Origin of the sequence: Kitasatospora gansuensis (genome assembly GCF_014203705.1) — a bacterium.
GTDB classification, from domain to species: Bacteria; Actinomycetota; Actinomycetes; order Streptomycetales; family Streptomycetaceae; genus Kitasatospora; species Kitasatospora gansuensis.
In genome coordinates this window covers 1,470,827-1,496,478 of record NZ_JACHJR010000001.1, presented here as the reverse complement: position 1 = coordinate 1,496,478, position 25,652 = coordinate 1,470,827, and the positions used below count along the sequence as shown (strand labels likewise).

Sequence of the window (25,652 nt, the reverse complement as noted above, 5' to 3'; positions counted from 1 at the left end):
GATCGTCAAACCCGATGGCCTCGCCCTCACTCACCACGTCCTCGATGACCAGCGACGGCAATCCCGGAAGCGCCACGCCCACAAGCCCGTTGACCTTTCGCATGCAATGCTAAATGAAGGCCGCCACCGTTCGTCACCACCGATTAAGGGGCAGAGCAAATTTACAGACCCGTCCCGGGGAGTTACAGAGGCCCCGCCGGGACATTTCGGCGGGGCCTCTGCTGGGTAAGGCTATGGGCTAGCAAGGGGTATCCCTTTGAGGATCGAGACCCTGCTATTTTGGATGGCTGATCACATAAGTCCACGATTAATATATTCGAGAACTTCTAGCATGTCGATGAAGTCACACTCTCCCGTCTCTAGATTTACCGATATCGGCAAATTTCCCATCAGACTTGCGCTACTAATTCCGCGATCCAGGAACTCTGTTGTGTCGTACGGGATGATGAGCAGGTTTGCATCGCCGAATGACGCTTCCGGAATTATTCTCACTTCGGACGGGTGAGTCCATGTTTTGACATCTTCCGCGAGGAATTCAGCGCCCAGTTGGAGAGCTGAAGATCTATCTAGAGTCATAGCTACCTTGTCCTTGCGACCCAGTATTCTCTCCAAGATGGTACATGGGTAGAGAGTCCCTTTTGTCCGTCAATAAAAACCGCCACTCCATCAATGTTTACTACGTTGAACATATGCCCAACTCCCCTGGTTGGCCAGCCCCCAACTAGGCCCTGCCCGCCGGGCCCCCAGCTGATGACCTCTTGCACGAGGTCTGACAGCCTGCCGCTACTCCCTGGCCGTATGAATGTATGACCAGTTAGGGCTTCTATTTGATCCCTGGTCAAGGGAGCCGGGGCTCCCGGAACGGATGAGGGACTTCCGGACAACCTGGCATCGGTAGCGATGGCACAGAGTCCGCAATTGCGCTTTCCTCCCTCTGGATTAACTGCCCTGCTCAGCTCTCTCGTCTCTGCCATGATATACGGATCGCCCCGAAGAGTATTCGCAGTGCTTCCTGGAATCCATGGCCGCCCTTCGAAAGCTTCTGCTATTGGAACGGCAGGGGCGGCTGGTGTTGCGGGGGTTGTTGCTGGTTCGGCAGGTTTCGCTACCCCTGCGGCGGCTCCATCTGCGGCCTTGCCTGCCGCAGCCCCCTCTGCAGATTTCGCCACCCCTGCGGCGACCCCGTCTGCTGCTTCTGCGCCCTTGGGGGCATTGGCAATGAGGGATTCAATAAACTTTCCAGCTGCTGCGACCGAGCCGATCACATATCGAACACCGAGGAGCAAGCTGCCTCCGGCATCAACGTCTGCTACTCCTAGTGCGACGTCGGCAGCGGTAGCAGCGATGCCAGCTGCGGTGCAATATACGATGCATGCTAGACCACCTCCTATGGATGCGGCCACCAGTGCCGACTTGGCGATAGCGTAGTGATCAATCGGATATTTCCCGCAATTAGAAGTGCCAAAATCTTCGGGCTTGCAGGGAGATTCTCCTGTGCTCCATGTCGGGGTTGCGGTGGAAGCGGATTGGGTTCCGATCGTTGGGGTCGGGGTGAGTCCGGGAGAAGGATTTGGGGCGCTACCGCCGTCGGCGTAGGGGGCTGCGGTTTTGAGTCCGGTGGAGTCGCTGCTGGTGGTGGGGTTGTTGGAGGCGTAGGTGTAGCCACCCATTTGGTTGGGGTCGCTGGGCTGGAAGAGGGGGTCGGCTGTGAGGAAGCGGCCGATTGCTGGGTCGTAGTTGCGGGCGCCGAGGAGGTTGAGGCCGGTGGTGGTGTCGGTGGGTTGGCCGAGATAGCCGCGGTTGTCGGCCCAGGCGGACGGTGTGGTGCCGCGGGGGCTGCCGTAGGGGTCGTAGGCGCGCCGGGTGACGGTGAGGCTGGTGGCGTCGACTTGGAGTTGGGCGGTGTGCTGGGGATTGGTGGGTTGATAGGTGACGGTGCCGTTGCTGGAGCGGACGATGGTGGTGCCGTCCGGGCTTTGGTAGTAACGCAGGCCGCTGATGGTGTCGGTGGACTTGTTGAGGGTGAGTTGTTCGGCTCCGCCGAAGAGGTAGAGCACCTTGGCGGCCGGTCCGTCTTGGACGAGCAGAGCGCCGCTGGCGTCGTAGAGGTAGCTGGTGTTCTGGTCAGCGCCGGTGCCGGTCTTGGTAGTGACGGCTTCGGTGCGGCCTTCGGCGTTGTAGGTGAAGGTCTGGTTAGTGACGGTGGCGCCGGTGTTGGCGCGGTCCTTGGTATTGCCGGCCGGGTCGTAGTGGGGGGTGAGTGTGGTGGTGCCAGCAGGGCTGGTGGTCGTGATGGCGGTTGCGGTGTTGGGCTGATTGGCCCTGGTGGTTCCGGCACCTGGGTAGGTGCTGGTCTGGGTGATGTCCTTGGCGGTGTTGCCGGTGACGTCGCGCTTGACGTGCTGGGTGCGATCGCCGAGGAGGTTGTACTGCCAGGTTTGCCAGTAGGGGGCGGGTCCACCGATGGTGGCGGGTGCAGGCGTGGTGCTGGTGCACTTGGCGAGTTGGCCGGCGGTGGGAGCGGTGATGCCCTTGGTGTCGGTCCAGGCAGTGGTCAGGCGGTCGAGGCCGTCGTAGCCGAAGCACTGGGTGTCGGTAGCGAGGCTGACGCCGCCTGCGGACTGGGTGTCACTGGCGGTGGTGAGGTTGCCCGCCGGGTCGTAACCGTAAGTGCTGTCTGATACGGGGAAGTTGGCAGTGGTCTGGAGACTGACGCGGTTGGTGTTCAGGCGGCCGGTCGCGTCGTCGTAGGTCTGTGCGGTGCGGAACTGGGTGCCTGCATTGCCGTAGGTGGACTGCAGGATCTGACCGAGCGGGCTGTAGCTGGCGATGGCCAGGTAACGCGACAGGTTCGATCCGGAACTGACGAGACCGTTCTGCAGGTTGTAGCCATAGCCGACCGTCTCTGCGGCTAGTCCGCCGTCGGCGTTGTAGATGCTCTGGGCGAGCCGGCCGATGTTGGTGCTGTAGACAGCTCCAAGGGTGTAGGTGCCGGCGAGCTTGGTTTCCTTAGCAGGGATGGTGACCTTGGTGCCGGTGGCCTGGTAAGCAGTGTTGTAGCCGGTGACCTCCTGCACATAGGCGCTGCTACCTGCGCCGGAGCCCCCGGCGTAGCGGGTGCTGGAGGTGGGGTAGCCCTTTTGCAGGGTGTCGTAGGTGTAGCTGGTCAGTTGCTTGGTGACGTCGGTGGTGTCGGCGCCCTCAAAGGTGGCGATGCGGCGGCTGAGGATGTCGTAAGAGTTGGAGATGGTGCGGGTGCGAGCATCAGTGGCGGTGGCGACCCGGCCGAGGCTGTCATAGGTGATGGTGGAGTTGCCGGTGTCGGGGTCGGTCTGGGAGCTCTTGCGGCCGAGCAGGTCGTAGGTGTAAATCCAGGTGTTGCCGACGGTGTCGGCGACTGTGGCGACCTGTCCGGCGAGGTTGTAGGTGTAGGTGGTGGTGACGTCACCGATGCCGGTGCCGCCGTGCGCGATCGTCGAGGTGGTCCGGCCGCGCCCGTCGCGGTAGGCGGTGGCGGGGATGCCACCGGAGGGTGGCGTGCTGTCGGTGCGGTCGACACCGGGGTAGGCGGTGGAGGACTGCCAGAGCGTGCTGGCCTTGCTGGCAAGCGTGCTGACGGTGGGTCGGCCCTGGCCGTCGTAGGTGGTGAGGGTCTGCGAGGGCAGGGTGTTCTCGACCTCGACGAACAGGGTGCTGCCCGGCTCGGTGGTGGTGTCCACGTACGGTGCGGTCGATGAGACGGCCCAGCCGTGCGAGTCGTAGCGGGCGGAGGAGATCAGACGCCCGGCCGAGTTGTTGGCCGTGGTCGTCTGACTCTGGCGCTTGGCCAGGAATCCGTCGTAGATGTCGACGGCGGTGCTGTAGGACTGGTCCTCGCGCAGGGTCTGGCTGATGACGGCGGACGGATCGGGGTTGGTGCCGGCACCGTGGATCGCGTACGTGAACTTGCGGTCCGGGCTCAGAGGGTAGGCGGCCCTGTCGCGGCCGGGAAGCCAGATCTGGGTGCGTCGACCGAGGCTGTCGTAGGTGGAGTCGGTGATCTTGCCGTTGGCGTCGACAGCGCGGGTGACCAGGCTGCGTGCCGGGGCGATGGTGCTGCTGGCATTCCAGCCGAGCGGATTGGTGGTGGCGACCTGGGTTGGCAGGGTCGTGGTCGCGGGTGTGTATGTGGCTGTGGTGGCAGATCCGGCGGCGTCGCGGGACTTGGTCACGCGACCATAGGAGTCGTAGGTGATAGCGCCGGTGGTCTGGAAGACCGGGCTGCCCGAGCCGTCGTACGAGGTGACGGTTTGGGCGGCGGTCGGCAGGCCGAGGCTGGTGGTGTTGGCTCCGAGGGTTCCCAAGGTGCCGGGGTTGGTGACGGTTCCGTCGCCGTCGTAGAAGAACCGCTTGTGGGCGATGGTCGTGGTGTTGCCCGGCGCGGTGGTGCAGGGCCCGGTGACGGTGACACTCTCCTTGGGGAGAGTCAGCATCATCGGGTTCGCTGCGGGCGCGTTGACGTAGGAGATTGTGGTGCAGTTCTCCTGCGCGGCAACGTCGATGTCACCCTTGTCATCGACCTTCTCGGGCCGCCCCAGACTGTCGTAGCTGGTGTCGGTCCGGGTGGTGCGCCACGCTCCGCTTGCGAGCAGGCCTAGAGAGCGCTGGGATGCGGAGACGACGCGACGAGCCGTCAGCGGCGGGAGTGTCGACAGCGTGTCCGGCGCCGGAGCCGGTGTCTGTGATGTCCAAGCCGTGCGTGCCTGGCTAACGGCGCCGGTGCCGGCGTCGGTGACAACTGGTGCCGAGGCGAGAGCCTTGCCGGTAATGGTGCCGCCGGCCTGCGTGTAGGCGTCGGATTCCTGGGTCATGCCGGCCAGCCAGTTGCTGTCGACTGTCTGCTCACCAAGGGAGTTGGCACGGCTGACGCTGCGTTGGGTCTTGTCGGCCTTGTAGTCGCCGTCCATACCCTGCAAGTAGGAAGTGACGGTCTTGGTGATCGGGTCGGGTGCGGCACCTGTGACGGTGGTGATGGTGCGGAACCCGCGGAAGTCGTTCCAGGTACGGTACTTGTCGTCGGTGAACTCGGAGTCGTCCCGGTGCCAGGCCGCGCCGTCGAAGTAGATGTACTTGGTGACCTTCGCGGGAGAGGCGGCCTTGGTGAGGTCGTTGTCCGTGACCTGCTCGACGAGGGTCTTGTGGAACCAGTCGGCGATCGGGGCTGCTGCCCCAGGAGTGGTCCAGTAGACGGGATAGCACGCCTTGGTGTTGCTGTCGGCCGAGGCGGGCATGATGCCGTTCACCCTGGAGCATTCCGGGTCGCGGTACTTGACCACGATGGACTCGCCAGTCTCCGTTTGGATGCTGGAGATCCGAGGACGGTACAGCGGCGGGGCTGCCGGGGTGAGGCCGTCGACGCGGTTGTTCATCTCGATGCCGGTAAAGGTCACCGGGTCCAGCGGCGGGGCCGTACCGCCGCCGGCGCTGGTGTCCAGGCCGGTGTGCTGGATCTTGGACAGCCACATCACCGACTGGAGCATCCCGGCATTGGCGGGGTCGACCGTCTTGCCGGTGACCGGGTCCATCGTGCCGCCGGCGTCCGAGAACAGGTGCGTCAGCGCATACAAGTCCACGTCCTGCCAGGCGCTGCCCACCTTCACCTTCGTGGTGATGGACTTCAGCCGGTAGGTGGACCAGAACGTCGGCGACCCGACCTGGCAGACGTTGCTTCCGGTGCCGGAAGTGGCCATGCCGGAGGAGCAGTTGAGGTTATAGGGGGCGTCGGGCCAGTTCGTCGCCGTCGAGGCTGACAGGTTGGGGTACTGGCAGACGGTATCGGAGGTGGTGCACCGCTGACCTGGGGTGAAGACGACCTGCGCCGACGGTTCCCGGCTGGCCTTCGCATCTGCGAGCTTGTAACCGTAGGAGATCTGGGTGAGATACCCACCGCGGGTGTACGGCGTCAGCGTGCCACCACCACCGGACTGGGCGACCTGGCCGTAGCCGAGGTTGTAGTAGTTGGTCTCGTTTGCCCAGTCATAGCGCTGGACGTTGCCGTTCGGGTCCACGACGAAGTCGAGGTTGAACCGGTAGCCGGGCTGCGCGGCGCACTGGGAGTTCTTGCCCGTGGCGGAGCTGTAGCACGGGTCGCCGGGGTTGGGGTGATAGACCGGCACGGCCCAGGCGCTGTTGGTGGCAGCGTCGGAGGCGGTGCCCGGCGCGTGGTTGAGGCCGAGATAATAGGCTGTGCCATCAGTCGTGGTGACCTTGAAGTACTCGCCGTTCCACATGCCGTTCGCGGCACCGGTCAGCAACTCGACCTTGGTGCCGTTGTCGTTCTGCAGGTGGTAGACGCCGTTTGCGTCGCGAACGAGCTGTCCGGATGCGGAGCCGAGCGAGAGCGTGGCGTTCCAGCCGGCCCAGCACTCGTCGCCCGAGTTGGCGATGCCGCTGTTGGCACAGGACTTGTAGGTCCGCTCGACAAAGCCGGGCGAGTAGTCCCAGCCGTCACCGATCCATGACGCCTGCGAGTTGCGTGCCGAGGTCTTGCCGTCCACCGACTGCGAGTTGTACGACAGGCCCACCGACGGTGCGCTTCCACCAAGAGCGGGCGGGACGCTGATCGGGTAGCCGTACGTGAAGGCGCCCTGGCTGGAGCCCCACGAACCCGACCCCGACAGTGACGTGGCGGTGTAACTGCCTTGTGAGCCGCCGGTTCCGGACACAGCCGCAACGGCCGTGCCGGAGGATGCCACCGCATCCAGCCACATCGACGACGCCTCAGCGTCACCAGTGCTCAGTCCAGTCCGCGAGGGCAGCTGAACCGTGGCACTGAGCTTGTGCGTCACCGGGTCGTTGACCGTCTCCAGCGGCTGCCGGGTGCGGCACGACGCGACCTCGGGCGTCGTCAGCGCGCACGCCGGCATCTGCACCAGGTGCAGGCGGGAGGCCCACCCGCCGCCGTAAGCCTGCGCAAACGAGCCGTAGTCGATGGACACCGCTACAGCACCCGGGTCTTGGCCGTCCTGCTGCGTCAGCCCGACCAACAGACCGTCCACGTTCGCGGCCTGAGCTTTCGCGTGATCGACCGTCTCGACCTTTACCGAGGACGGGTCGCCCTGGGGCGATCCACCGGCCGCAGCCTTCGTCCGCGCGTCAGCAGTAGCCGGGGCAACGGTTACCGGGCCCGAAGACGCCTGCGCGACACCGGGTTTGACGGTACGTGTCGAGGCAGCAGGCCACTTGGCTGCTTCGACCTTGTGGGAGCGGAGCTCACGGGCACCCACCGGAACCGATGAGTCGAGTGCCTTGCCGCTGCCATCGGCGTTGTGGCCCTGGACCTTCGGCAAGTCCGGCAGCGGATCCGCCGCCCACAACTTGTCCGTGTACTTATACGGCCCCACGAGGGTCTCGGCGCTCGCTATCGGCACCATCAGAGACATCGCTGTCAGGACCGCTGTGAAGAGGGTTCCCCCTCTGAATCTGGCGCGACCACGCGCGCCCCTCAAACCTATCGAGCGTGCGTGCACGACGCGCGTTCTCCCGTCAATCAATTTACGGAGCCTACTGATGGTCCGTTATGTCCCTGACCAGGGAAGATGCCTGGCTGCGGAACGCTATTGCCAGCACACAAGGGGGCGCAATAGCCTTCCTCGGTCATCAGAAATGACTACTGGGCCTCATTGATGACGGAGTGTCACTGCTAAATGAGGCGGAGTCGATCACGATGGACGAAATGGGGCGAATCTCGGGGGCAGGCAGTTACGCCAGCGCTAGCGGTCGCGCCATGTTTGGCCAAAGTTTTGCAATATTAAGGAATCTGACGATGTATCACAAAGACTATCGGCCGCCCTCGCGGCGGTCGCGCCATCGTGCTGTCGCACTCATAGCAGCAGTGACCGCCACTCTCACTGGACTCGGAGGGCAGGCGTTCGCGGACGACCGCCCATGGGCGGTCCCGCCTGGCAACACGACACCCCCGGCCAGTACCGCCACGGAGCTCGCATCGGCGGGGGGCGGGCCGGTGCAGGTCGCCAGGGCGAAGGCGAAGAGCACCGGGAAGTCGGTGACGGTCGATGAGCTGACCACTCCGATCAGCCTCACCGTCGCCAACCCCGATGGGACGCTGACCCGCACTGACCATCAGCAGCCCGCCCGGGTCAAGAAGAACGGCACCTGGACCCCGGTCGACGCCACCCTTGCCAAGAACCCCGACGGCACCTACGCGCCGAAGGCCACCCCGTCCGGTGTGGTGCTCTCCGGTGGAGGGACTGGCCCGCTCGCCACCTTCACGGACTCTCAGGGCCGCAGCCTCGCTCTTACGTTCCCGTTCAGGCTGCCCGCACCCACGGTGTCCGGCGACAATGCCAGTTATGAGAGCGTGCTGCCTGGTGTGGACCTGAAGGCCACCGTCACCGACCAGGGCGCCTTCCGTGAGGTCTTGGTCGTCCGCGATGCCACAGCGGCCGCCAACCCGGTCCTGAAGAGCCTGCGCCTGGCGACGACCACCAACGGGCTGACCGTCACAGCCGATCAAGCCGGCAACATCACCGCCAAGGCATCCGACGGCACGGCCGCTTTCACCACACCCACCCCCGTGATGTGGGACTCCACCGTCGCCACGGCGCCGACCGCCGGCGTTGCCAAGTCGTTGAGCGCACCAGCACCAGTGGCTCCCGCCGCGCGGGCGGCCGACTCCGTCGGTATCACGATCGACGCGTCCGACACGGCTGTCTCCTCCGAGAAAGGTCCCGGCCGCGACGCGCGCGTCTCTTCGGTCGCTGTCAGCGCAGACAGCGCAGGTCTGACCCTCACCCCCGACGCCGGCCAGCTCACCAGCCCGACCACCACCTGGCCCGTGTACATCGACCCCTACGTCAGCCCCGCCACCGGCAGCACCAACCACTACACCGAGGTCAAGGAGGGCTGCCCGGGCGACAAGCTCTACGACCAGCCCCAGACCAACGGCCAGGGCATTGGCTATCAGCACTACGACGAGTGCTTCGGCCTCTACCGCTCCTTCTACGAAATCGACACCAAATACCTTGACAGCCGCATGGTTGTCTCGAACTCGACCCTGTACTTCACCGAGACCTACGGCGCCGACAACGGCTGCAGCAACACCTGGCCCGTCACCCTCAAACTCATGGACCCCATCAACAAGGACACCGTCTGGCCAGGCCCGCGCGAGGTCTCCACTATCCGCACCCAGACCGTCAAAAGCGCTGCCTTCGCAGGTCGTTGTGACCCCGTTCCGGTGCTTTTCGACGTCACCAGTACCATCAGGAACTACCTCGACAACGACGCCCTGACGTTCGGTCTGTTCGGCAACGAGAGCAAGTACGACACCAACTACGGGTTCATGCGCTTCGGCACCAACCCGTACATCAAGACCACGTACGACATCGCGCCCAAGGCACCGTCCGGTATGAACACCACCCCCGCTACGCAGAACCCCGCCGAAGCGGCCTGCGGTGCGGGTACGCCGGGCTGGATCGGTATGACCAGTCTGAACGGCAACACCTCCAACATTACTTTGGACGCTACGCTCACCACCGAGATGCAGGGCGTCAGCCTCAAGGCGGGCTACCACGTCTGGGACAACATGACCAGCAACGGTGCCGGCTCTCCCGCCGACGTCTCCTGGCCGGTGAGCCCCGGTGATGCCGCTACGGGGACGCTTGTCAGGACCAACATCGGTGCCCAGGTGCGTGACGGTCACCAGTACGGCTGGAACGTCTGGGCCACGGACGGCACCCTCAGCGGGCCGAGCTCGGCGTACTGCTACTTCAACGTCGACCTCAGCCCACCGACCTTGGCAGCTTTCACAGCGTCAGCAACCTTCCCACCCCTGGGCAGCGGTACCCCGACCACAGCCCACGCAGGCGAGGCCGCAGCCGTGAGCGTCAGCTCCACCGACCCGGTGCCGGGCAGTTGCGCCCCCAACCCCTGCATCAGCAGCGGCGTCCAGGCATTCCAGTACGCGCTGGACACCAACATCCCCGTCTCCGGCGCCAGCACCGTGAACGCCACACTCGTCAACGGCAAGCCCACCGCCACCATCCCGATCACCGTCCCGAACAACCAGTGGGGCACCCACACCCTCTACGTCCGGGCGATCGACAACGCCGGCAACACCCAGGCCACCGCCGCCACCTACAGCTTCTACGCACCCTGGAACCCCAACGCCAAGGTCACCGCAGGTGACCTCACAGGCGATGGCATTCCGGACATGCTCGCCACGACAACCGACGGCAACCTCACCCTGATAGGCGGAAACTCCGACCCCAGCAGCACGCCAGTCACCGCCTCCACCAGCGCGCGGAGCCCACGGAGGGATGGCTGGAACAACTATCTCATCGCTCACCGTGGTGGCCTCAGTCAGCAGGGCATCGACGACCTCTTCGCCTACAACAAGGCGTTGCGTCTGATGTACATCTACAACAACGACGCGGCTGCCGTACCTGCAGGGGCTGCGGGGCATTTCAGCCTCACTGAGAACGTCCAAGGCCCACTGGAGCATCGAGCTTGCCAGACCAGCAACGGACCGCTCACCTGCTCCGGGCAGCCGTCCGACTGGTCTCAACTCACCCAATTGGTCGCTCCCGGAACAATATCCGCCTCCTTGTACAACGCCACGCACCCAGCGAAGCGCGCCTTGGCACCGGACATGATCACAGTGGAGAGCGGCAAGCTCTGGTACTACATCGGCGGTGATGACCCGAATACCTACTTCCGTGACGTGCGCCCCATCGGCAGCGGCGACTGGACCAACACCACCCTGGTCGGCGTCGGCAACGTCGGCGCGACCGTGACCGGCACCGCCCCCACCGCCACCACGACCGGCGGCACCCCGACCCTGTGGGTCCGCAACAACGTCACCGGGGCGATCAGCAGTTACCCCCTCACCTTCGACAACGACGGCAACCCGACCAGCGTCATCACCGCCCCCACCCAGGCTTCCTTGGTGTCCGGCATCACGGGCACCTCCGGCCAGAGTCTGTGCCTCGACATCGCCGGCTCCGCAACCACCAACGGCACACCCGCCCAGATCTGGAACTGCAACAGCACCGACGCCCAGCGGTTCACCCTCGGCACGGACAACACCGTCCACGTCCTCGGCAAGTGCCTGGAGGCTCGCGGAACCGGCAACGACGCCCCCGTCCAGCTCTGGGACTGCAACAACTCCAGCTCCCAGCAGTGGATACCCGGACCGCAACCCGGAACCCTGAAGAACCTGCAGTCCGGGCGCTGCGTGGACGATCCCGGCTCCAACCCGGCTCCGGGGACCAAACTGGTCATCTACGACTGCAGTGGCAGCGGCAACCAGAACTGGGCCGGCACGTCCGGCGGCGCGCTGCCCGCGCCTCAGTCGGTTCTCCCTCTTGGCCTCAACAGCACGACGTACCCCGCGATCTCAACTCCCGGCGACGTCAACGGTGATGGCAACCCCGAGATCTACGCCATCGCGGCCAACGGCCAGATCGTCAGCAACCCCGGAGCGGGCCCGGCCGACCGCTGGAAGCTGACCGACAACACCAACGCGGCCAGGGCCGCCAACACCCTCACCCCCAACGGCGGAGCCACCGTCACCGCTGACGCCACCCGCGGCAATGTCCTCACTGGCAACGGCGCCACCGCCTACGCCGCCAGCGTCAACCCCAGCGTCGACACCGGCAAGAGCTTCACCGTGTCGGCCTGGACCAAGCTGTCCAGCCTGGACAACAACTCGACCTTCGTCTCCCAGTCCGGTACCAGCGCGAACGGCCTCCAGCTCTACTACTCCAGCTGGAAGCACGCCTTCGCCTTCGGCCACCCATGGGCGGACGACACCACCGGAAACCAAACCGCCGCCTACGGCCCCACCACCGGCAACGCCGCTCCCACGATGGGCACCTGGTACCACCTGACCGGCGTCTACGACGCCGCCAGCAAGCAGCTCACCCTCTATGTCAACGGCACCAAAGCAGGAACCGCCACGTACGCCGGCACCACCTGGAACGCCACCGGCCCGATTCAGATCGGCCGACGCCTCCTCGGCACGAACTCCTACGGCGACTACCTCGCCGGCTCTGTCAGCGACGTCCAGACCTACCCCACCGCCCTGACCGACGTCACCGTCGTCACGGCCATGTCCAACATCGCCCAGTTCAGCCCCGCCACCACGCTCGGCTACCTGCTGACACAGCCGGCTGACCGGTGGAAGCTCGCCGACAAGACGGACAGCATCCGCCCCAACGACCTCACCCTCGCCGGTCACTCGGGCTGGCCGAACGACGCGACCCGCGGCCTCGTCCTGGGCCTCGACGGAACGCCCGGTGCCCGCGCCAGCACGGCAGGCCCGGTCATCAACACCACACAGAGCTACACCGTCTCCGCCTGGGCGTACCTCACCAACACCAACGGCTTCGCCACCGTCGTCGGCCAGTCCGGCAACAGCACCAGTGCCTTCTTCCTCCAGTACTCAGCGGCCTTCAAGAGCTGGACCTTCACCACACCCAGCGTTGACGACGCCAACCTCGCCACCTACGCCGCCGCTTACGACCCCACACTCCCCGCACTGAACACCTGGACCCACCTCGTCGGCGTCTACGACGCCACCAACCAGACCATCAGCCTCTACGTCAACGGCACACTCGTCAGCACCGCGAGCAACATCTCCACCTGGCCGGCCGGCGGTCCCCTCACCATCGGCAATGCCAAGGTCGAGAACCCCTTCCCCGGCAAAATCAGCGACGTCCAGACCTGGAACACCGCATTCCCCGCCGCAACCGTCGCTGCCCTCAAGGCAGGAACCCAGCCCACCCCGGTCCAGCTGAGCTGAACAGACCGACCACCCCACCACGCAACACCGGTGCCCCGTCGTCCCGTACGACGGGGCACCGCCCATTTCGGTCGCTGACACCCCCTCACCGACGAGTCCGTCTACCCGCCGACCCGAGCAAAACGGCTGGTCGGCCCGTGGCCCGGCCGCGTAGCGTGGAGCGCTGACCGAGAGCGAAGGATGAGGAAGATGACCGCGACCACCACCCTCTGGCGACCCACCGGCCCCGAGGAGTTGGCGCTGGTCGAGGCGTCCGGCTGGCGGGCCTGGCCGCCGCGGTTGCCGGATCAGCCGATCTTCTATCCGGTGATGAACGAGGACTACGCCGTCCGGATCGCCCGGGACTGGAACGTGCCCGCCTCCGGTGTCGGCTACGTGACCCGGTTCGAGGTGGAGACCGACTTCCTGGCGCGCTACCCCGTCCAGCAGGCCGGCGGCCGCACCATTCTGGAGCTCTGGGTGCCGGCCGAGGAGCTGGCCGAGTTCAACGAGCACATCGTCGGCCTGATCGAGATGGTCCGGGAGTTCCGTCCTTAGGGGGGCCGGGTCAGACCAAAGGGGTAGATCGAAGCGGTACTTCGTGCCGACTACGGCTGCGGCGGCGTCCGGAAGGATGGTCGGTGTAGTCGGGAGTCGAGGACGAGGAGGGTGGCCGTGGGGGTCGCGGGGAAGGTGGCGGTCGGTGCGCTGACGGGGGCGGCGGTGCTGGCGGCCGGGGCGCTGGTGGTGGTGCCGAAGGCGCACGACTGGTTCGACGACCGGCACCAGCAGAAGTCGCACTACGCCTCCGGGGCGGCCGCCAAGCAGGACCACGCCTCGGTGCCGCGCTGGCTGCCGGACGGGGCGACCAAGGTCACGTACCTGAGGTCGACCACCGGTGGGGACCGGCTGATCAGCGCCACCCTGCCGGACGGTGGCAAGCTGCCGGCGGGGTGTCAGAAGGGCAAGCCGGAGGGGACGGTGCGGCTCAGCGCGGCCTGGTTCCCGAACGATGCGGTGGCCAGGGCGGACGCCCGGTGCGGGCTGTACAACGTGGCGGTGATCGGGGACCGGCTCTACGGGTGGCAGGACGACGTCGTGGTGATCGCCGCCCGCAAGGCCGGTACGACCACGGAGTGAGGCAGGGGGCGGGTTCCGGCGGTGGGGGCGGCTGCGGTAGGACTTGGGGCACCGACCAGGAGCCGAGGAGCCCCATGACAGGCCCGACCACCGAGACCACCGGATCGACAGCCGACGAGCGGACCACAGCCGGCGGGGCCGGGCCGGGGCGGGCCACGGTGGTGGTGCTCGGCAGTCTGGTGGCGCTCGGGCCGCTCACCACGGACCTCTATCTGCCGGCCATCCCGGAGCTGACCGGTGACCTGGGGTCGACCGCGCCCGCCGTCCAACTGACGCTGACCGGTTCGCTGTTGGGGCTGGCGATCGGTCAGCTGCTGTTCGGTCCGATGAGCGACCGGCTCGGGCGGCGTCGGCCGTTGCTGGCGGGGATGGTGCTCTACACGCTGTCCACGCTGCTCTGTGCGTTCGCCGGGTCGGTGGCGGTGCTGGTGGGCGGGCGGTTCCTGCAGGGGCTCTCCGGTGCGGCCGGTCTGGTGATCGCGCGGGCGATCGCCCGGGACCGGTTCGAGGGCGTGGCGATGATCCGCTTCATGGCCTCGCTCGGACTGATCAGCGGGCTGGCCCCGATCTTCGCCCCGGCGGTCGGCGCCCAGCTGCTCCGGGTCACCGACTGGCGGGGCTCGTTCCTGGCGCTGGTGCTGTTCGGCGCGGTGCTCACCGCCTGGGTGCTGCTGACCCTGGGCGAGTCGCTGCCGCCGGAGCGGCGGCACGGCGGCGGCCTCGGCACCACGCTGCGGGCGATCGGCGGGCTGCTGCGGGACCGGCGCTTCACCGGCTACGTGCTGACCAGCGCGTTCAGCTTCGGGGCGCTGTTCGCGTACGTGGGCGGGTCCTCGGTGGTGCTGCAGAGCGAGTACCAGATCTCGCCGCAGACCTACAGCCTGATCTTCGCGGTCAACTCCCTTGGCGTGGTGGGCTTCAGCCAGCTGAACGGGCGAGTGCTGGTGCAGCGGCTGCCGATGAACCGGCTGCTGCCGATCGGGCTGGCCGCGCCGCTGCTGGCGGGCCTGGCGCTGATCCTGTTCACCACGGTCTGGGACCCCGGCCTGGCCGGGGTGTGGCCCGCGCTCTTCCTGCTGATGGCGGGCATGGGCATGGTGCTGCCGAACTCCTCGGCCCAGGCGCTCACCATGGCCCCGCACGCGGCCGGTTCGGCCTCGGCGCTGATCGGCGTCAGCACCTTCACCTGCGGCGCGCTGGTCGCCCCGCTCAGCAGCCTCGGCGGCCGGCCGTCGGTGCTGCTGCTCGGCATAGTGGTCGCCGGGTGCGGGGCGGCCGCGCTGATCGCCTTCGTCCTGCTCTGCCGCCCCTGGACGAAGAACTAGCTCCCCGGCACCGGGTCCTGGCCGCCCCGGGTGCCCGGGCGGCAGCGCAGCAGCCGGCCTGCGGTGAGCCGGGCGCCGCGCAGGGCGCCGTGGCGGTGCAGGGCCTGTACGGCGTAGGTGGAGCAGCTCGGGGTGTACGGGCAGCAGGCCCGCCGGTTCGGGCTGATCCGGGTGCGGTAGTGGTGGACGGCGCCGTACAGCGCGGCTGCCGTAGGCCCGGACGGCACCGGCGCGGCCGGGTCGGCGGCGGCCCGCTGCCCGAGGACGGCGAACCGGACGGCCGAGGTCAGCACCACCGGGATCAGCGCGATCAGGCAGGGGTCGCCGCAGCCGTCGCCCGCGCAGTCGCAGCCGTCGCAGGGGTCGCAGTCGTCGTTCTTCTTCTGCCGGGCCTTCCAGCGGCTGTACGCCCGGCGGCGCTCCCGCCGGGCCCGCCGCTCCTGCTCGGGCAGCCACCACCAGGAGCGGCGACGCTCGCGCGGCGGCGGTGGGTCCAAGGGACTGCTGAGGTGCGGTTGCATCGATGTCTCCCCCCGAAGGCAGCCGGCCCGGGTACCGGCGGCGACAGCGTACGCGGTCACCGGGAGCGGGTCACCGGGAGGTGGTCAGCGAGACCCCCGGGCGAGCAGCTGGGCGCGGGCGTGGGCGGCGAAGTCGGGGCCGGCGGCGGTGGCCACCGGATCGGCGGTGTTGCCGCCGGGCTTCACCGTGCCCGAGACCGTGTAATAGGTGTAACGGCCCACCGCGCCATGGGTGTTGACGCAGCCGGCCGAGGTGCAGAACGAGGTCTGGCCGGCCGCCACCAGCCCCTGGACCTGTCCCTTGTGGGCCTGGTTCGACGCATCGGCGTTGGCCCGGGCGTCGAACACCGCGACCCCGATGGTGACGGCGCTGCTGCCGGAGGTGTAGGTGGCCCGCAGCACGGTCCGGCAGCCCTGCGCGGTGATCACGTCACCGAGCCCGCCCGTGGTGGTCTGCCAGCAGGTCGGGTTGGCGCCGGTGGTGAGCCTGGTCCAGGTCTTGCCGTCGATCGACAGGGTGGTCGCGGGGAACAGCGAGCCCGGGTCGAGCGGGGCGGTGTCGGTGGCCGCGGCGGAGATGACGGTCAGCGGGTCGAGCGGTGCGGTGCTGCCGGGTACCGGGGTGGCCGGGGCGCCGGAGGCCGACGGAGTACGGGAGGTGCCGGCGGCCGACGGCTTGACGGAGCCGGACGCCGAAGGGGAGGGGGACGCCGAAGCCGAGGTGGTGGGGAAGGGGGAGGAGCCGGGCGGCTCGGTGGACGTCGTCCCGGCCTGGTCGGCGGTCGGGGCGTTCGTCGGGGCCTGAGTCGGGGCCTGGTTCGCCTTGGTGTCCTTGGCCGGGCCACTCAGGGCCACCGCCGTCACCGTGATCACCCCGACCAGGACGGCCGAACCGGCCACCGCCCCGATCATCCGCAGCTTCTTCCGCCGCCGGTACTGCTGCTCGTGCTGCTCGGCCAGTGCCGCCCAGTCCGGCTCCCCGCCGTCCGGCCGCGCCCATCCGTTCGACCCCTGCGCCCCGTCGCTCATGGGTTCGGATCCTAGTGCCTCGCCGATGACCGCCGAGTGCCGGTCCGGTGGCGGAGCGTGCTGCCCGCAGTGAGGCGGGCCACAGTGCTTTCGAAGGTGCGGAGCGGGTACGTGGCCGGGTTCGTCGGTGGCCAGGCGGCTGAGCGTCGAAGGCGAAGGTGCGACTACGACGCGGCGTCGTAGCGGGCGCCCTTGTGGGCCGGTAGGGACCGCGTTAACACTGGTGGAGTCGCAAGGCGCTCCCGCCTGTCGCACCGGCCACCACTCGGTCGGACCGGTCCGGGGGAGCGCGCCGCCAGGCGCCCGGAGCAGTACGGGGCGCTCACGGCCGGTGGTGCGGCTGCCCCTGGTAACGGCCCTCGGCCGACCGGGCAGCGGTGCGCCCCGGGCCGGTCCACACGATTGAGGTCCTCCCCTTCATGCGTAGCTCCCTCCTTGCCGTCATGCGCCGCCGCACCACCCTGATGGTGGCCTCCGCCGGTCTGGCGACCGCCTGTGCCGCCTCGGCGGTCGCGGTGGCGCTGCCCGAGGAGAACGCCGTCGCCGCCCCGGTCGCGGTCGCCGCGAGCAACCCGGCGCCGGCCGTTGAGCAGCCGGCCGTCGAGCAGCCCGCCGTGCAGCCGCAGGCCGCTCAGGCACCGGCCGCAACCCCGCAGGCCGAGCAGCCGAAGCCGCAGGAGAACCCGGCCGCCGCCTCCCGCTCCGAGCAGCGCTCCGAGCTGTCCGCCGCCACCGTCGGCACCAGCCCGGGCGCGGTCAAGGAGCTGGCCCGGAGCATCGTCCCGGCCGCCCAGTACGCCGCGTTCAGCAACATCATCAGCCACGAGAGCGGCTGGAACATCAAGGCCACCAACGCCGCCTCCGGCGCGTACGGGCTGGCCCAGGCGCTGCCCGGCTCCAAGATGGCCTCGGCCGGCTCGGACTGGCGCACCAACCCGGCCACCCAGATCAAGTGGGCGCTCGGCTACATGAACGACCGTTACGGCAGCCCGAACGCCGCCTGGGCGTTCTGGCTGACCCACCACTGGTACTGAGCAGCACGCACGCACGGCCGCGGCCCGCACCCGGAACTCCGGGTGCGGGCCGCGGCCGTGACGGCGTCTCAGTCCTCGTCAGTCCTCGATCGTCACGTCGAACAGGTCCAGCTGGAGCAGCGGCGTGACGGTGACGTTCCCGGTCCGGGTGGACCAGCCCGACTCCACCTTCTGGTACCAGAGCGGGATCGCGGGCATGTCCTGCAGGATCATCTTCTCGGCCTGCCGGTAGAGCTCCCAGCCCTCCTGCTCCGAGGGGGCCGCGTCCGCCTCGGCGAGCAGCGCGTCCACCGCCGGGTTGGAGTAGCCGGACCCGTTGACCGCCGCACCGGTGCGGAAGATCGGGTTGAGGAAGTTCTCGATCGACGGGTAGTCGGCGACCCAGCCGGAGCGGAAGATCGTGGTGACCTTCTGCTCGTTGATCAGCTTCCGGAACTCACCGAAGGTCGGCACCGGCGCGTACCTGGCCTCGACGCCCAGGGCGGCGGTGATGGTGCGACAGGCCGCGTCGATCCACACCTGGTTGGCCGAGTCGTCGTTGGAGGTCAGCTCGATCGGGCCCTCGAAACCGGTGGTCTCGAACAGCGCCTTGGCCTTCTCCGGCTGGTACGTGCACAGGTCACCGCTGGCGTTGCCGCCGTAGCCGGGCACGATCGGCGGCACCAGGCCGTCGGGCAGCATCTTGTCGCCGTCGAAGGCGGTGTCGATCACGTACTGCCGGTCGATGGCCATCGAGAGCGCCTGCCGCAGGCGCGGGTCGGCGAAGCGCGGGTCCCACATCGGGAACGAGATCGACTGCACGCCCATGTACGGCTTGGCGACGTAGCGCCCGGCCAGCTCCTGCTTGTAGCGGCCGCCGTCGAGCGCGTCCGCCGGGACGAAGTCGAGGTAGTCGAGCTTGTTCGCCACCACGTCCGCGTAGGCGTCCTCGAGCATTCGGTAGAACCGGAACTCCACGCCGTCCACCTTCGGCTTGCGGGCCCCGGCGTACGCGTCGTAGCGCCTGAGCACGATGTTCACGCCGGGGGTGTGCGACTCGAAGCTGAACGGGCCGTTGCCGACCGGGTGGGCCACGAAGGCCTCGCGGTCGGCGAAGAAGCTGCGCGGCAGCGGGAAGAAGGCCGTGTAGCCGAGCTGGGTCACGAAGGCCGAGAACGGTGCGGACAGCGTCACCTCGAAGATGCTGTCGTCGATCACCTTCAGACCTGACAGCTCGTCCGCCGCGCCGCTCTGGGTGGCCTCGTAGCCCTCGATGTGGGAGAGGTACTCGGCGCCCTGCAGCTTGTTCGGGCCGTAGGCGGTGTGGTTCCAGGCGTCCACGAAGCTCGCGGCGGTCACCGGGGTGCCGTCGTGGAAGGTCCACCCCGGGTTCAGCACGATCCGGTAGACACGGGAGTCGGGCGAGTCGATCGTCTTCGCCACGGCGGTACGGGGGGCGGCCGTGTTCGGGTCGTACTCGACCAGGCCGGTGAACAGGGCGTTCACGATCTTCACGCTGTCGCGCTCGGTCGCGTCGCCCGGTACCAGCGGGTTCTCCGGTTCGGTGCCGTTCCAGCTGATGGTGCTCATGGGCGTGGGTCCCCTCGGTTCAGGTGTGCGAAATGGGCTTCGACCTCGCCGAAGTCGGGGCCGCCTGCGCGCCCCGCGGAGCCGCTCGGTGAGCGGCGCAGGGCGGCAGGCGGCCCGGGCCAGCCGTGCTGTGGGCGGACGGTGCGTCAGGTCAGATCAGGCCGTTGGCCTTGAGCCAGTCCTTGGCGACCGTCGACGGGTCGGCCTTGTCGACCGCCACCTTCTTCATCAGCTCGGCCAGGCCGGCCGTGTCCAACTTGGCGGAGATCTTGTTCAGGGCGGCGGTCGCGGTGGCGTCCACGCCCGCCTTGTTCACCAGTGGGGTGATGTTCTGGGTGCTGAAGGCGTTCTTCGGGTCGGCCAGCGAGACCAGCTTGAGCGTGACGATCTTCGGGTCGGTGGTGAAGACGTTGCCGACCTGGATCGTGCCGTCCTTGATCGCGTTGGCGGTGGTCTCGCCGGTCGGCTTCCACTCCTTGAAGGTGAGGCCGTAGGTGTCCTTCAGCAGCTGCTCGCTGCGGTTCTTGAACTCCGGCGGGCCGCCGATCACGAACTCGGCGGACTTGCCCGCCAGGTCGGCGATGCTCTTCAGGTTGTACTTGGCGGCGCTCTCGGCCGAGACCGTCAGCGAGTCGTTGTCCTGGGCGGCGGAGGAGTCCAGCAGCGTCAGTTCGGCCGGCAGCTTGGTGGCCAGCGCTCCGTTGACCGCCTCGGTGCCGCCGGTCAGGGCCGGGTTCTTGGCGTCCAGGTAGGTCAGCAGTGCGCCGTTGTACTCCGGCAGCACGGTCAGGGCACCACTCTTGAGCTGCCCGTAGAGCACCTCGCGGCTGCCGATGTTGAACTTCTCCTCGACCTTGACGCCCTTGGCCTTGAGGGCCTGCGCGTAGATCGAGGCGAGCAGTTCGTTCTCGGGGAAGTTGGCGGAGCCGATCACCACGGTCTTGCCGGAGCCTGCGGCACCCGACGTGGTGGAGGACGCCAGCGGGTCGCCGCCGGAGGAGCTGCACGCCGCGGCACCCAGCAGGAGGGCGGCGGCCGTGGCGGTTCGGAGCAGACGGGTGGTCATGGCGATTCCTTCGTGACTCGGATGGGCTGTGGAGTGGCCGCAGTCCCATGCTCTCCTGGTGATCGCCGTGCTTCGGGCACTATGACGATCTCCACGCATGACAGTGTCAGGTCGGTATGAGCAAGGGCCGACGGCCGGTCATGAGTGGTCAGTTGACGGTGCGCCGGGGCCGGATGCCGGGTGGCAGGGCGTACCGGAGCAGCCCGGCGAACAGCAGCTGGGTGAGCAGCGCGAGCAGCACCACGAGCACCGCCCCGCCGGCCACGGCGGGGTAGTCGCGCAGTGCCAGGCCGTCGATCACGTAGCGGCCGAGACCGCCCAGGCCGACGTACGCGGCCACCGTGGCGGTGGCGATCACCTGGATGGTGGCGCTGCGCAGCCCGGCCAGCAGGGCGGGCAGCGCGGCGGGCAGGCAGACCCGGAACAGCACTTGAGGATGGGTCAGGCCGATGCCCCGGGCGGCGTCCCGCAGGTCGGGATCGGTGCCCCGGACCCCCTCCACCGCGCCCACCAGCAGCGGCGGGACGGCCAGCACCACCAGCGGGATCAGGACGGCGCTCTCGCCGACCCCCGCCAGCAGCACCACCAGGGTGACCAGGCCGAGCGTGGGCAGCGCCCGGGTGACACCGGTCAGCGCGGTCACCAGGACGGCGCCGCGGCCGGTGTAGCCGAGCAGCAGTCCGGCCGGGATCGCCAACAGGCCCGCGTACAGCAGGGATTCGCCGGTGAAGGCGAGGTGCTCGGCGAGCCGGTGCACGATCGAGTCGGGCCCGCTCTGCCGGGCGGGGGCGGTGAAGAAGGTGTGCAGCCAGTCGATCCAGTTCACAGCGCCGCCCCCTGCTCCCGGATCGCCCACGGCGCGAGCACCCGTCGGGCCAGCACCAGCACCAGGTCGACCAGCAGGGCGAGCGCCACGACCAGCACGATGCCGGCCAGGATCGGGGTGGTGAAGGTGCGTTGGAACCCGTCGATGAACAGGTAGCCCAGCGCGCCCCGGCCGATCAGGGCGCCGATCGCCGCCATCGAGATGCTGGAGACCGCGGCGACCCGCAGCCCGGCCACCAAGTACGGGACCGAGGACGGGAGTTCGACGGCGGCCAGCCGGCGCCAGGGGCCGTAGCCGAGCGCGACGGCGGCCTGCCGGACCGACTCCGGGGTGGACCGGATGCCCTCCACGGTGGTGGGCAGCAGCAGCGCCAGCGCGTAGAAGGTCAGCGGGATCATCACGGTGCTCAGGTTGCCCGGCCCGGTGTAGGGCAGCAGCAGCATGAACACCGCCAGCGCGGGCAGCGCGTACAGCGTGTTGAAGACCACCGCGAGCGGCTGGTAGAGGCGCGGGAAGCGGGCGCAGACCAGCCCGAGCGGCAGGGCCAGCAGCAGGCCGATCAGCACCGGGACCAGCGACATCACCGCATGGTCCAGGGTGAGCCCGCCCAGGTAGCCGAGGTGGTCGCCGATCCAGTCCCAGCGGACCAGAGGTTCGTCGTCAGGCACGGCCGGCCACCCGGGACTGGTCGGTCTGGGGCTGGGTGAGCGCGGCCAGGACGGCGGCTCGGTCGGCGGTGCCGGCGGCCAGGCCCTGGGCGTCCAGCACCACGGCCGCGCCCGCCGGGGAGAGCACGGCGGCGTCCAGTGCGGTCCGCAGGGTGTCCGTCCCCGGCCTGAACCCCGGTGCGGGGGAGGAGAGTTGGTCCGGGTGCCGCCATTCGAGCGGACGGCCGGCCGAGTCCAGGGCCAGCTGCCAGCCGGCGTACCCGGTGCCCTCGGCCAGTGGCCGGACCGCAATGCCGTCGGCGGGCCGCAGACCCAGGCCACGCAGGCCGCGGTCCCGGCCCAGGAAACCGGCCACGCCCTCGTCGGCCGGCGAGGTCAACAGGGTGTGCGGGTCGGCCTGTTGGGCGATCCGGCCGTGCTCGCGGAGCACCACCACCTGATCGCCGAGCCGGACCGCCTCCTCGATGTCGTGCGTGACGAAGAGCACCGTCTTGTTCAACTCGCCCTGCAGCCTGAGCAGTTCCTCCTGGAGACCGGCCCTGACCACCGGGTCGACCGCACTGAACGGCTCGTCCATCAGCAGCACCGGCGGGTCCGCCGCCAGCGCCCGGGCCACCCCGACCCGCTGCTGCTGACCGCCGGACAGCTGGAACGGGTAGCGCTTGGCGGTCTCCGGCGCGAGGCCGACCAGGTCGAGCAGTTCGGCGGCCCTGGCCCGGGCCCGCTTCTTGTCCCAGCCGAGCAGGTACGGCACGGTGGCGATGTTGTCGATCACCCTGCGGTGCGGGAAGAGTCCGGCCTGCTGGATCACGTAGCCGATGCCCCGGCGGAGCTTGGCCGCGTCCAGCTCCGCGACGTCGGTGCCGTCCAGCAGCACCCGGCCGCCGGTCGGCTCGACCATCCGGTTGACCATCCGCAGCAGGGTGGTCTTGCCGCACCCGGACGGGCCGACCAGCACGGTTATCCGGCCGGCGGGCACATCCAGGTCCAGCCCTTCGACGGCAACCGTGCCGTCGGGGTGGCGCTTGGCTGCGCCGTCGAATCTGATCACGTCAGGGTCCTCGGTCGGGTCGTCCGGCGCCGGGGCGCCGGTGGCGTCCGGTGCCGCTGCGTCAAACAGGTCGGTCGGTACGGATCTTGAAGACGTTATGGCTTGCCCGGACCAGGATGACCGCAAACCTCAGTGATCCGTCGGATCTTCACCAGTGCTGTCACCACGCGTCAGCTCGACTTCGTCGTACGAGGGTTGCCCACCCGGCTGGGTCGGCAGACCGGCTGCCGCCCAGGCCACGAAGCCGCCGTCCAGGTCGGTGGACCGGGGCAGCCCGATCTCGCGCAGTGCGGCCGCCGCCAGGCTGGAGGCGTAGCCACCGGAGCAGACCACGATCACCGCCAGGTCGGGCCCGGTCGCCTGCGGGATGCGGTGACTTCCCGTCGGATCCAGCCGCCACTCCAGGACGTTGCGCTCGATCAGCAGCGCCCCGGGAATCTCACCCTCCCTGGCCCGCTGCCCGACCGGCCGGATGTCCACCAGCAGCGCACCCTCCGCCGCCGCCCGGTACGCCTCCGCCGGGCCGGGCCGGTGCACGCCCTCGCGGGCCCGTTCCACCAGATCGTCGATGCCGCTCAAGACCACTGCTCCGCTCGCTCCGAGGCGGTCTGGATCAGACCGCCGGCCCGCAGTTCATACCTGGCCATCTCGCTCAGGGGTGGCGAGTACGCGTGGATGGTGACTGCCGGGCCTGTGGTGGTGTTCCGTACGTCGTGCAGGTAATCGGGCCCGAAGGAACGTACCGCGCCCGGCGCCAACCGCCGCACCAGCAGGCCCTGTTCGGGTCCGCCGAGGGAGAGTTCCTCCAGCTCTCCGAGTGCCACCGTGAACGCGCCCCGGGAGTCCCCGTGGTCGTGGAAGCCGGTCGACTGGCCGGGCAGCCAGCTGATCAGCCAGACCTCGTGATCCTCGGTCAGGCTCAGCCGCTCGTACCAGCGTTCCTCGGCGGAGAGCCGGACCCGGGGCAGCCAGTCGCCGGGTCGGTCGGCCGCCGTCTGGACGATCTCCCGCAGTGCGGCGGGGGAGAGCGGGGCGGGTGTGGGCGCGGTTGCGGTGGACACGGGAGTGTCGAGATCAAGGCTCATGACGGTCCTCGGGGTAGCCGAAGCGGACCGGCACGCGTGCGGCGGCACGGTGACGGTCGGGTGAGAGAGCAGGCGGGTGAAGCAGAGCCGACGCGGCGGCTCAGGCCCTGGCAGACGTCACAGGGAACGAGGTGGAACCGTCAGCACGCACACATGTCGCTCGCCTGGCGTCGCAGATCGACGTGCAGGCGGCAGACGAGGGTGGTGCCGGTGTCCATGGGGTGATCCTGACGGTGCGGGGCGGCCGCGTCAAGCGTGTACCAGCAGGTGGTCGCCCGCCCGGCGCAACCGGGTGGGCGGCCACCTGCGTCCTGCACTCCGACACCGCACACGCATGGGCGGGTGAGGGGAAGGGCAGGAACAGCACTATGGGAATCCTCAGCTGGATCATCCTCGGCCTGATCGCCGGGGGCATCGCCAAGTTCATCCTGCCCGGCCGCGACCCGGGCGGCCTGATCGTCACCACCCTGATCGGGATCGCGGGCTCGTTCGTCGGAGGCTGGCTGTCCTCGTCCCTGCTGAACCGCCCGGTGACCGCCAGCTTCTACGACCCGGCCACCTGGATCGCCGCCATCGCCGGCGCCTTCGTCCTGCTGGTCGGCTACCGGATCGTGTTCGGCAACTCCCGGGACTGACCCGGCAGTTCCTCGACGGCCCGCCACCAGCCGGCCGGGACCTGGCCGAGCCCGGTCCTGGCCGCCACCACGCCGGCGGCGATCGCGCAGGTGGTGTCCATGTCCCCCCACCCGCCGAGCGTGCACCAGATTGCCTCCGGCAGGTCGTCCAACTCACCCGCCGCGCACCAGAGCGCGAACGGCACGGTGTCCGGCGCCGAGATCCGCAGCCCCGAGCCGAGCACTACCGAGGCGTGCCGCACCGAGGTCCCGGCCGGGAACCGGGCCGCGATCCGCAGCCCGGACCTGACCTCGCTCTCCGGCAGCCACCCCGCCACCTCGGCGAGGAAGTCCGCGCGCTCCGGCGCCGCCCCGCCCCGGCCGCGGACGGCCAGCGCCGCCGCCACCGCGACGGCGACCGCACCGGCCACCGCCTCCGGGTTGAAGTGCGTGACCAGGGTCGACAGTCGAGCCTGCTCCACCACCCGGCCGAGGTCGTCCGCGAACCACGCCCCGAGCGGCGCCACCCGCATCGCGGCCCCGTTCCCGTACGAGCCCTGCCCGCCGAACATCTCCGAGGTGACGGCGCGCCAGTCGGCGCCCGCGTCGATCTGCCGGAGCACCTGGTGCATCGAGGGCCCGTACTTGCGACCCGGGTCCACCGTGTACTCGAGCGCGAACTCGGCCGCCAGCAGGTCGGGCCGGACCTCGCCGTGCGCTGTCAGGTGCCGGAACAGCACCAGCGCCATCGCGGTGTCGTCGGTCCAGTGCCACGGCGCGGGCCGTACCCGGCGGCCCGTCAGCTCCACGTCCGCCTCGCCCGGGGTGAGCTGGAACCAGCGGTCACCGAAGGCGTCGCCGAGGGCGAGGCCGTGCAGGCTGTCGTGGGCGGGGCGCATGATCGTTCTCCTCGGGTCTCAACGGGAGCCGCCATCCTCGCCGT

17 protein-coding genes are annotated in these 25,652 nt (G+C 68.7%); 6 read left to right on the top strand and 11 right to left on the bottom strand.

From position 1 onward, the window contains the following. Nucleotides 1-578: 578 nt before the first annotated feature. A complete protein-coding gene (locus tag F4556_RS06780) occupies nucleotides 579-7,421 on the bottom strand; it encodes an RHS repeat-associated core domain-containing protein (protein ID WP_184912492.1) in 6,843 nt (2,280 codons plus the stop codon). Nucleotides 7,422-8,002: 581 nt separating this feature from the next. Here F4556_RS06780 and F4556_RS39370 point away from each other — a divergent pair. From F4556_RS39370 to F4556_RS06760, 4 genes are all read left to right on the top strand, one after another. Further along, the gene (locus F4556_RS39370; RefSeq protein WP_184912490.1) at nucleotides 8,003-12,802 is read left to right on the top strand and encodes a LamG-like jellyroll fold domain-containing protein; all 4,800 of its coding nucleotides are present in this window, start codon (nucleotides 8,003-8,005) and stop codon (nucleotides 12,800-12,802) included. A 180-nt stretch (nucleotides 12,803-12,982) separates the two neighbouring features. Beyond that, nucleotides 12,983-13,339 (top strand): hypothetical protein, encoded by a 357-nt coding sequence (locus tag F4556_RS06770; RefSeq protein WP_376775664.1) that lies wholly within the window; start codon nucleotides 12,983-12,985, stop codon nucleotides 13,337-13,339. A 117-nt stretch (nucleotides 13,340-13,456) separates the two neighbouring features. After that, complete coding sequence (locus tag F4556_RS06765; RefSeq protein ID WP_313068191.1) at nucleotides 13,457-13,921, top strand: hypothetical protein; 465 nt, start codon at nucleotides 13,457-13,459, stop codon at nucleotides 13,919-13,921. 74 nt (nucleotides 13,922-13,995) lie between these two features. Continuing rightward, nucleotides 13,996-15,246 (top strand): multidrug effflux MFS transporter, encoded by a 1,251-nt coding sequence (locus F4556_RS06760; protein WP_184912486.1) that lies wholly within the window; start codon nucleotides 13,996-13,998, stop codon nucleotides 15,244-15,246. Here F4556_RS06760 and yidD read toward each other — a convergent pair. Next, nucleotides 15,243-15,767: a membrane protein insertion efficiency factor YidD gene (yidD, locus tag F4556_RS06755; protein ID WP_184912484.1), complete on the bottom strand. Its 525-nt coding sequence runs from the start codon at nucleotides 15,765-15,767 to the stop codon at nucleotides 15,243-15,245. The genes F4556_RS06760 and yidD overlap by 4 nt on opposite strands. An 84-nt stretch (nucleotides 15,768-15,851) precedes the next feature. Beyond that, a complete protein-coding gene (locus F4556_RS06750; RefSeq protein ID WP_184912482.1) occupies nucleotides 15,852-16,796 on the bottom strand; it encodes a hypothetical protein in 945 nt (314 codons plus the stop codon). 419 nt (nucleotides 16,797-17,215) lie between these two features. Between F4556_RS06750 and F4556_RS06745 the strand changes: the two genes are divergently transcribed. Further along, complete coding sequence (locus F4556_RS06745; RefSeq protein ID WP_184912480.1) at nucleotides 17,216-17,830, top strand: aggregation-promoting factor C-terminal-like domain-containing protein; 615 nt, start codon at nucleotides 17,216-17,218, stop codon at nucleotides 17,828-17,830. Nucleotides 17,831-17,908: 78 nt separating this feature from the next. Here the strand turns inward: F4556_RS06745 and F4556_RS06740 are convergent, their stop codons facing one another. From F4556_RS06740 to F4556_RS06710, 7 genes are all read right to left on the bottom strand, one after another. Next, nucleotides 17,909-19,399, bottom strand: a complete 1,491-nt coding sequence (locus F4556_RS06740; RefSeq protein WP_184912478.1) for a peptide ABC transporter substrate-binding protein — start codon at nucleotides 19,397-19,399, stop codon at nucleotides 17,909-17,911. A 151-nt stretch (nucleotides 19,400-19,550) separates the two neighbouring features. Then, nucleotides 19,551-20,465, bottom strand: coding sequence for an ABC transporter substrate-binding protein (locus F4556_RS06735; RefSeq protein WP_184912476.1), 915 nt, complete (start codon nucleotides 20,463-20,465; stop codon nucleotides 19,551-19,553). Nucleotides 20,466-20,613: 148 nt separating this feature from the next. Then, nucleotides 20,614-21,291, bottom strand: coding sequence for an ABC transporter permease (locus F4556_RS06730; protein WP_184912474.1), 678 nt, complete (start codon nucleotides 21,289-21,291; stop codon nucleotides 20,614-20,616). Beyond that, nucleotides 21,288-21,959, bottom strand: coding sequence for an ABC transporter permease (locus F4556_RS06725; protein WP_184912473.1), 672 nt, complete (start codon nucleotides 21,957-21,959; stop codon nucleotides 21,288-21,290). The genes F4556_RS06730 and F4556_RS06725 overlap by 4 nt, the downstream gene beginning before the upstream one ends. Continuing rightward, nucleotides 21,952-23,010 carry an ABC transporter ATP-binding protein gene (locus F4556_RS06720; RefSeq protein WP_184912470.1) on the bottom strand — a complete coding sequence of 353 codons (1,059 nt, stop codon included), beginning with the start codon at nucleotides 23,008-23,010 and terminating at the stop codon, nucleotides 21,952-21,954. The genes F4556_RS06725 and F4556_RS06720 overlap by 8 nt, the downstream gene beginning before the upstream one ends. A 129-nt stretch (nucleotides 23,011-23,139) precedes the next feature. Then, nucleotides 23,140-23,595: a rhodanese-like domain-containing protein gene (locus F4556_RS06715; RefSeq protein ID WP_184912469.1), complete on the bottom strand. Its 456-nt coding sequence runs from the start codon at nucleotides 23,593-23,595 to the stop codon at nucleotides 23,140-23,142. Next, complete coding sequence (locus tag F4556_RS06710) at nucleotides 23,586-24,071, bottom strand: cysteine dioxygenase (protein WP_313068190.1); 486 nt, start codon at nucleotides 24,069-24,071, stop codon at nucleotides 23,586-23,588. The genes F4556_RS06715 and F4556_RS06710 overlap by 10 nt, the downstream gene beginning before the upstream one ends. Before the next feature lie 392 nt (nucleotides 24,072-24,463). Here F4556_RS06710 and F4556_RS06705 point away from each other — a divergent pair, with 392 nt between their 5' ends. Beyond that, a complete protein-coding gene (locus F4556_RS06705; RefSeq protein ID WP_184912465.1) occupies nucleotides 24,464-24,730 on the top strand; it encodes a GlsB/YeaQ/YmgE family stress response membrane protein in 267 nt (88 codons plus the stop codon). Here the strand turns inward: F4556_RS06705 and F4556_RS06700 are convergent. Further along, nucleotides 24,697-25,608: an ADP-ribosylglycohydrolase family protein gene (locus F4556_RS06700; protein WP_184912463.1), complete on the bottom strand. Its 912-nt coding sequence runs from the start codon at nucleotides 25,606-25,608 to the stop codon at nucleotides 24,697-24,699. The two genes, F4556_RS06705 and F4556_RS06700, sit on opposite strands and share 34 nt — an antisense overlap. Nucleotides 25,609-25,652: the final 44 nt, after the last annotated feature.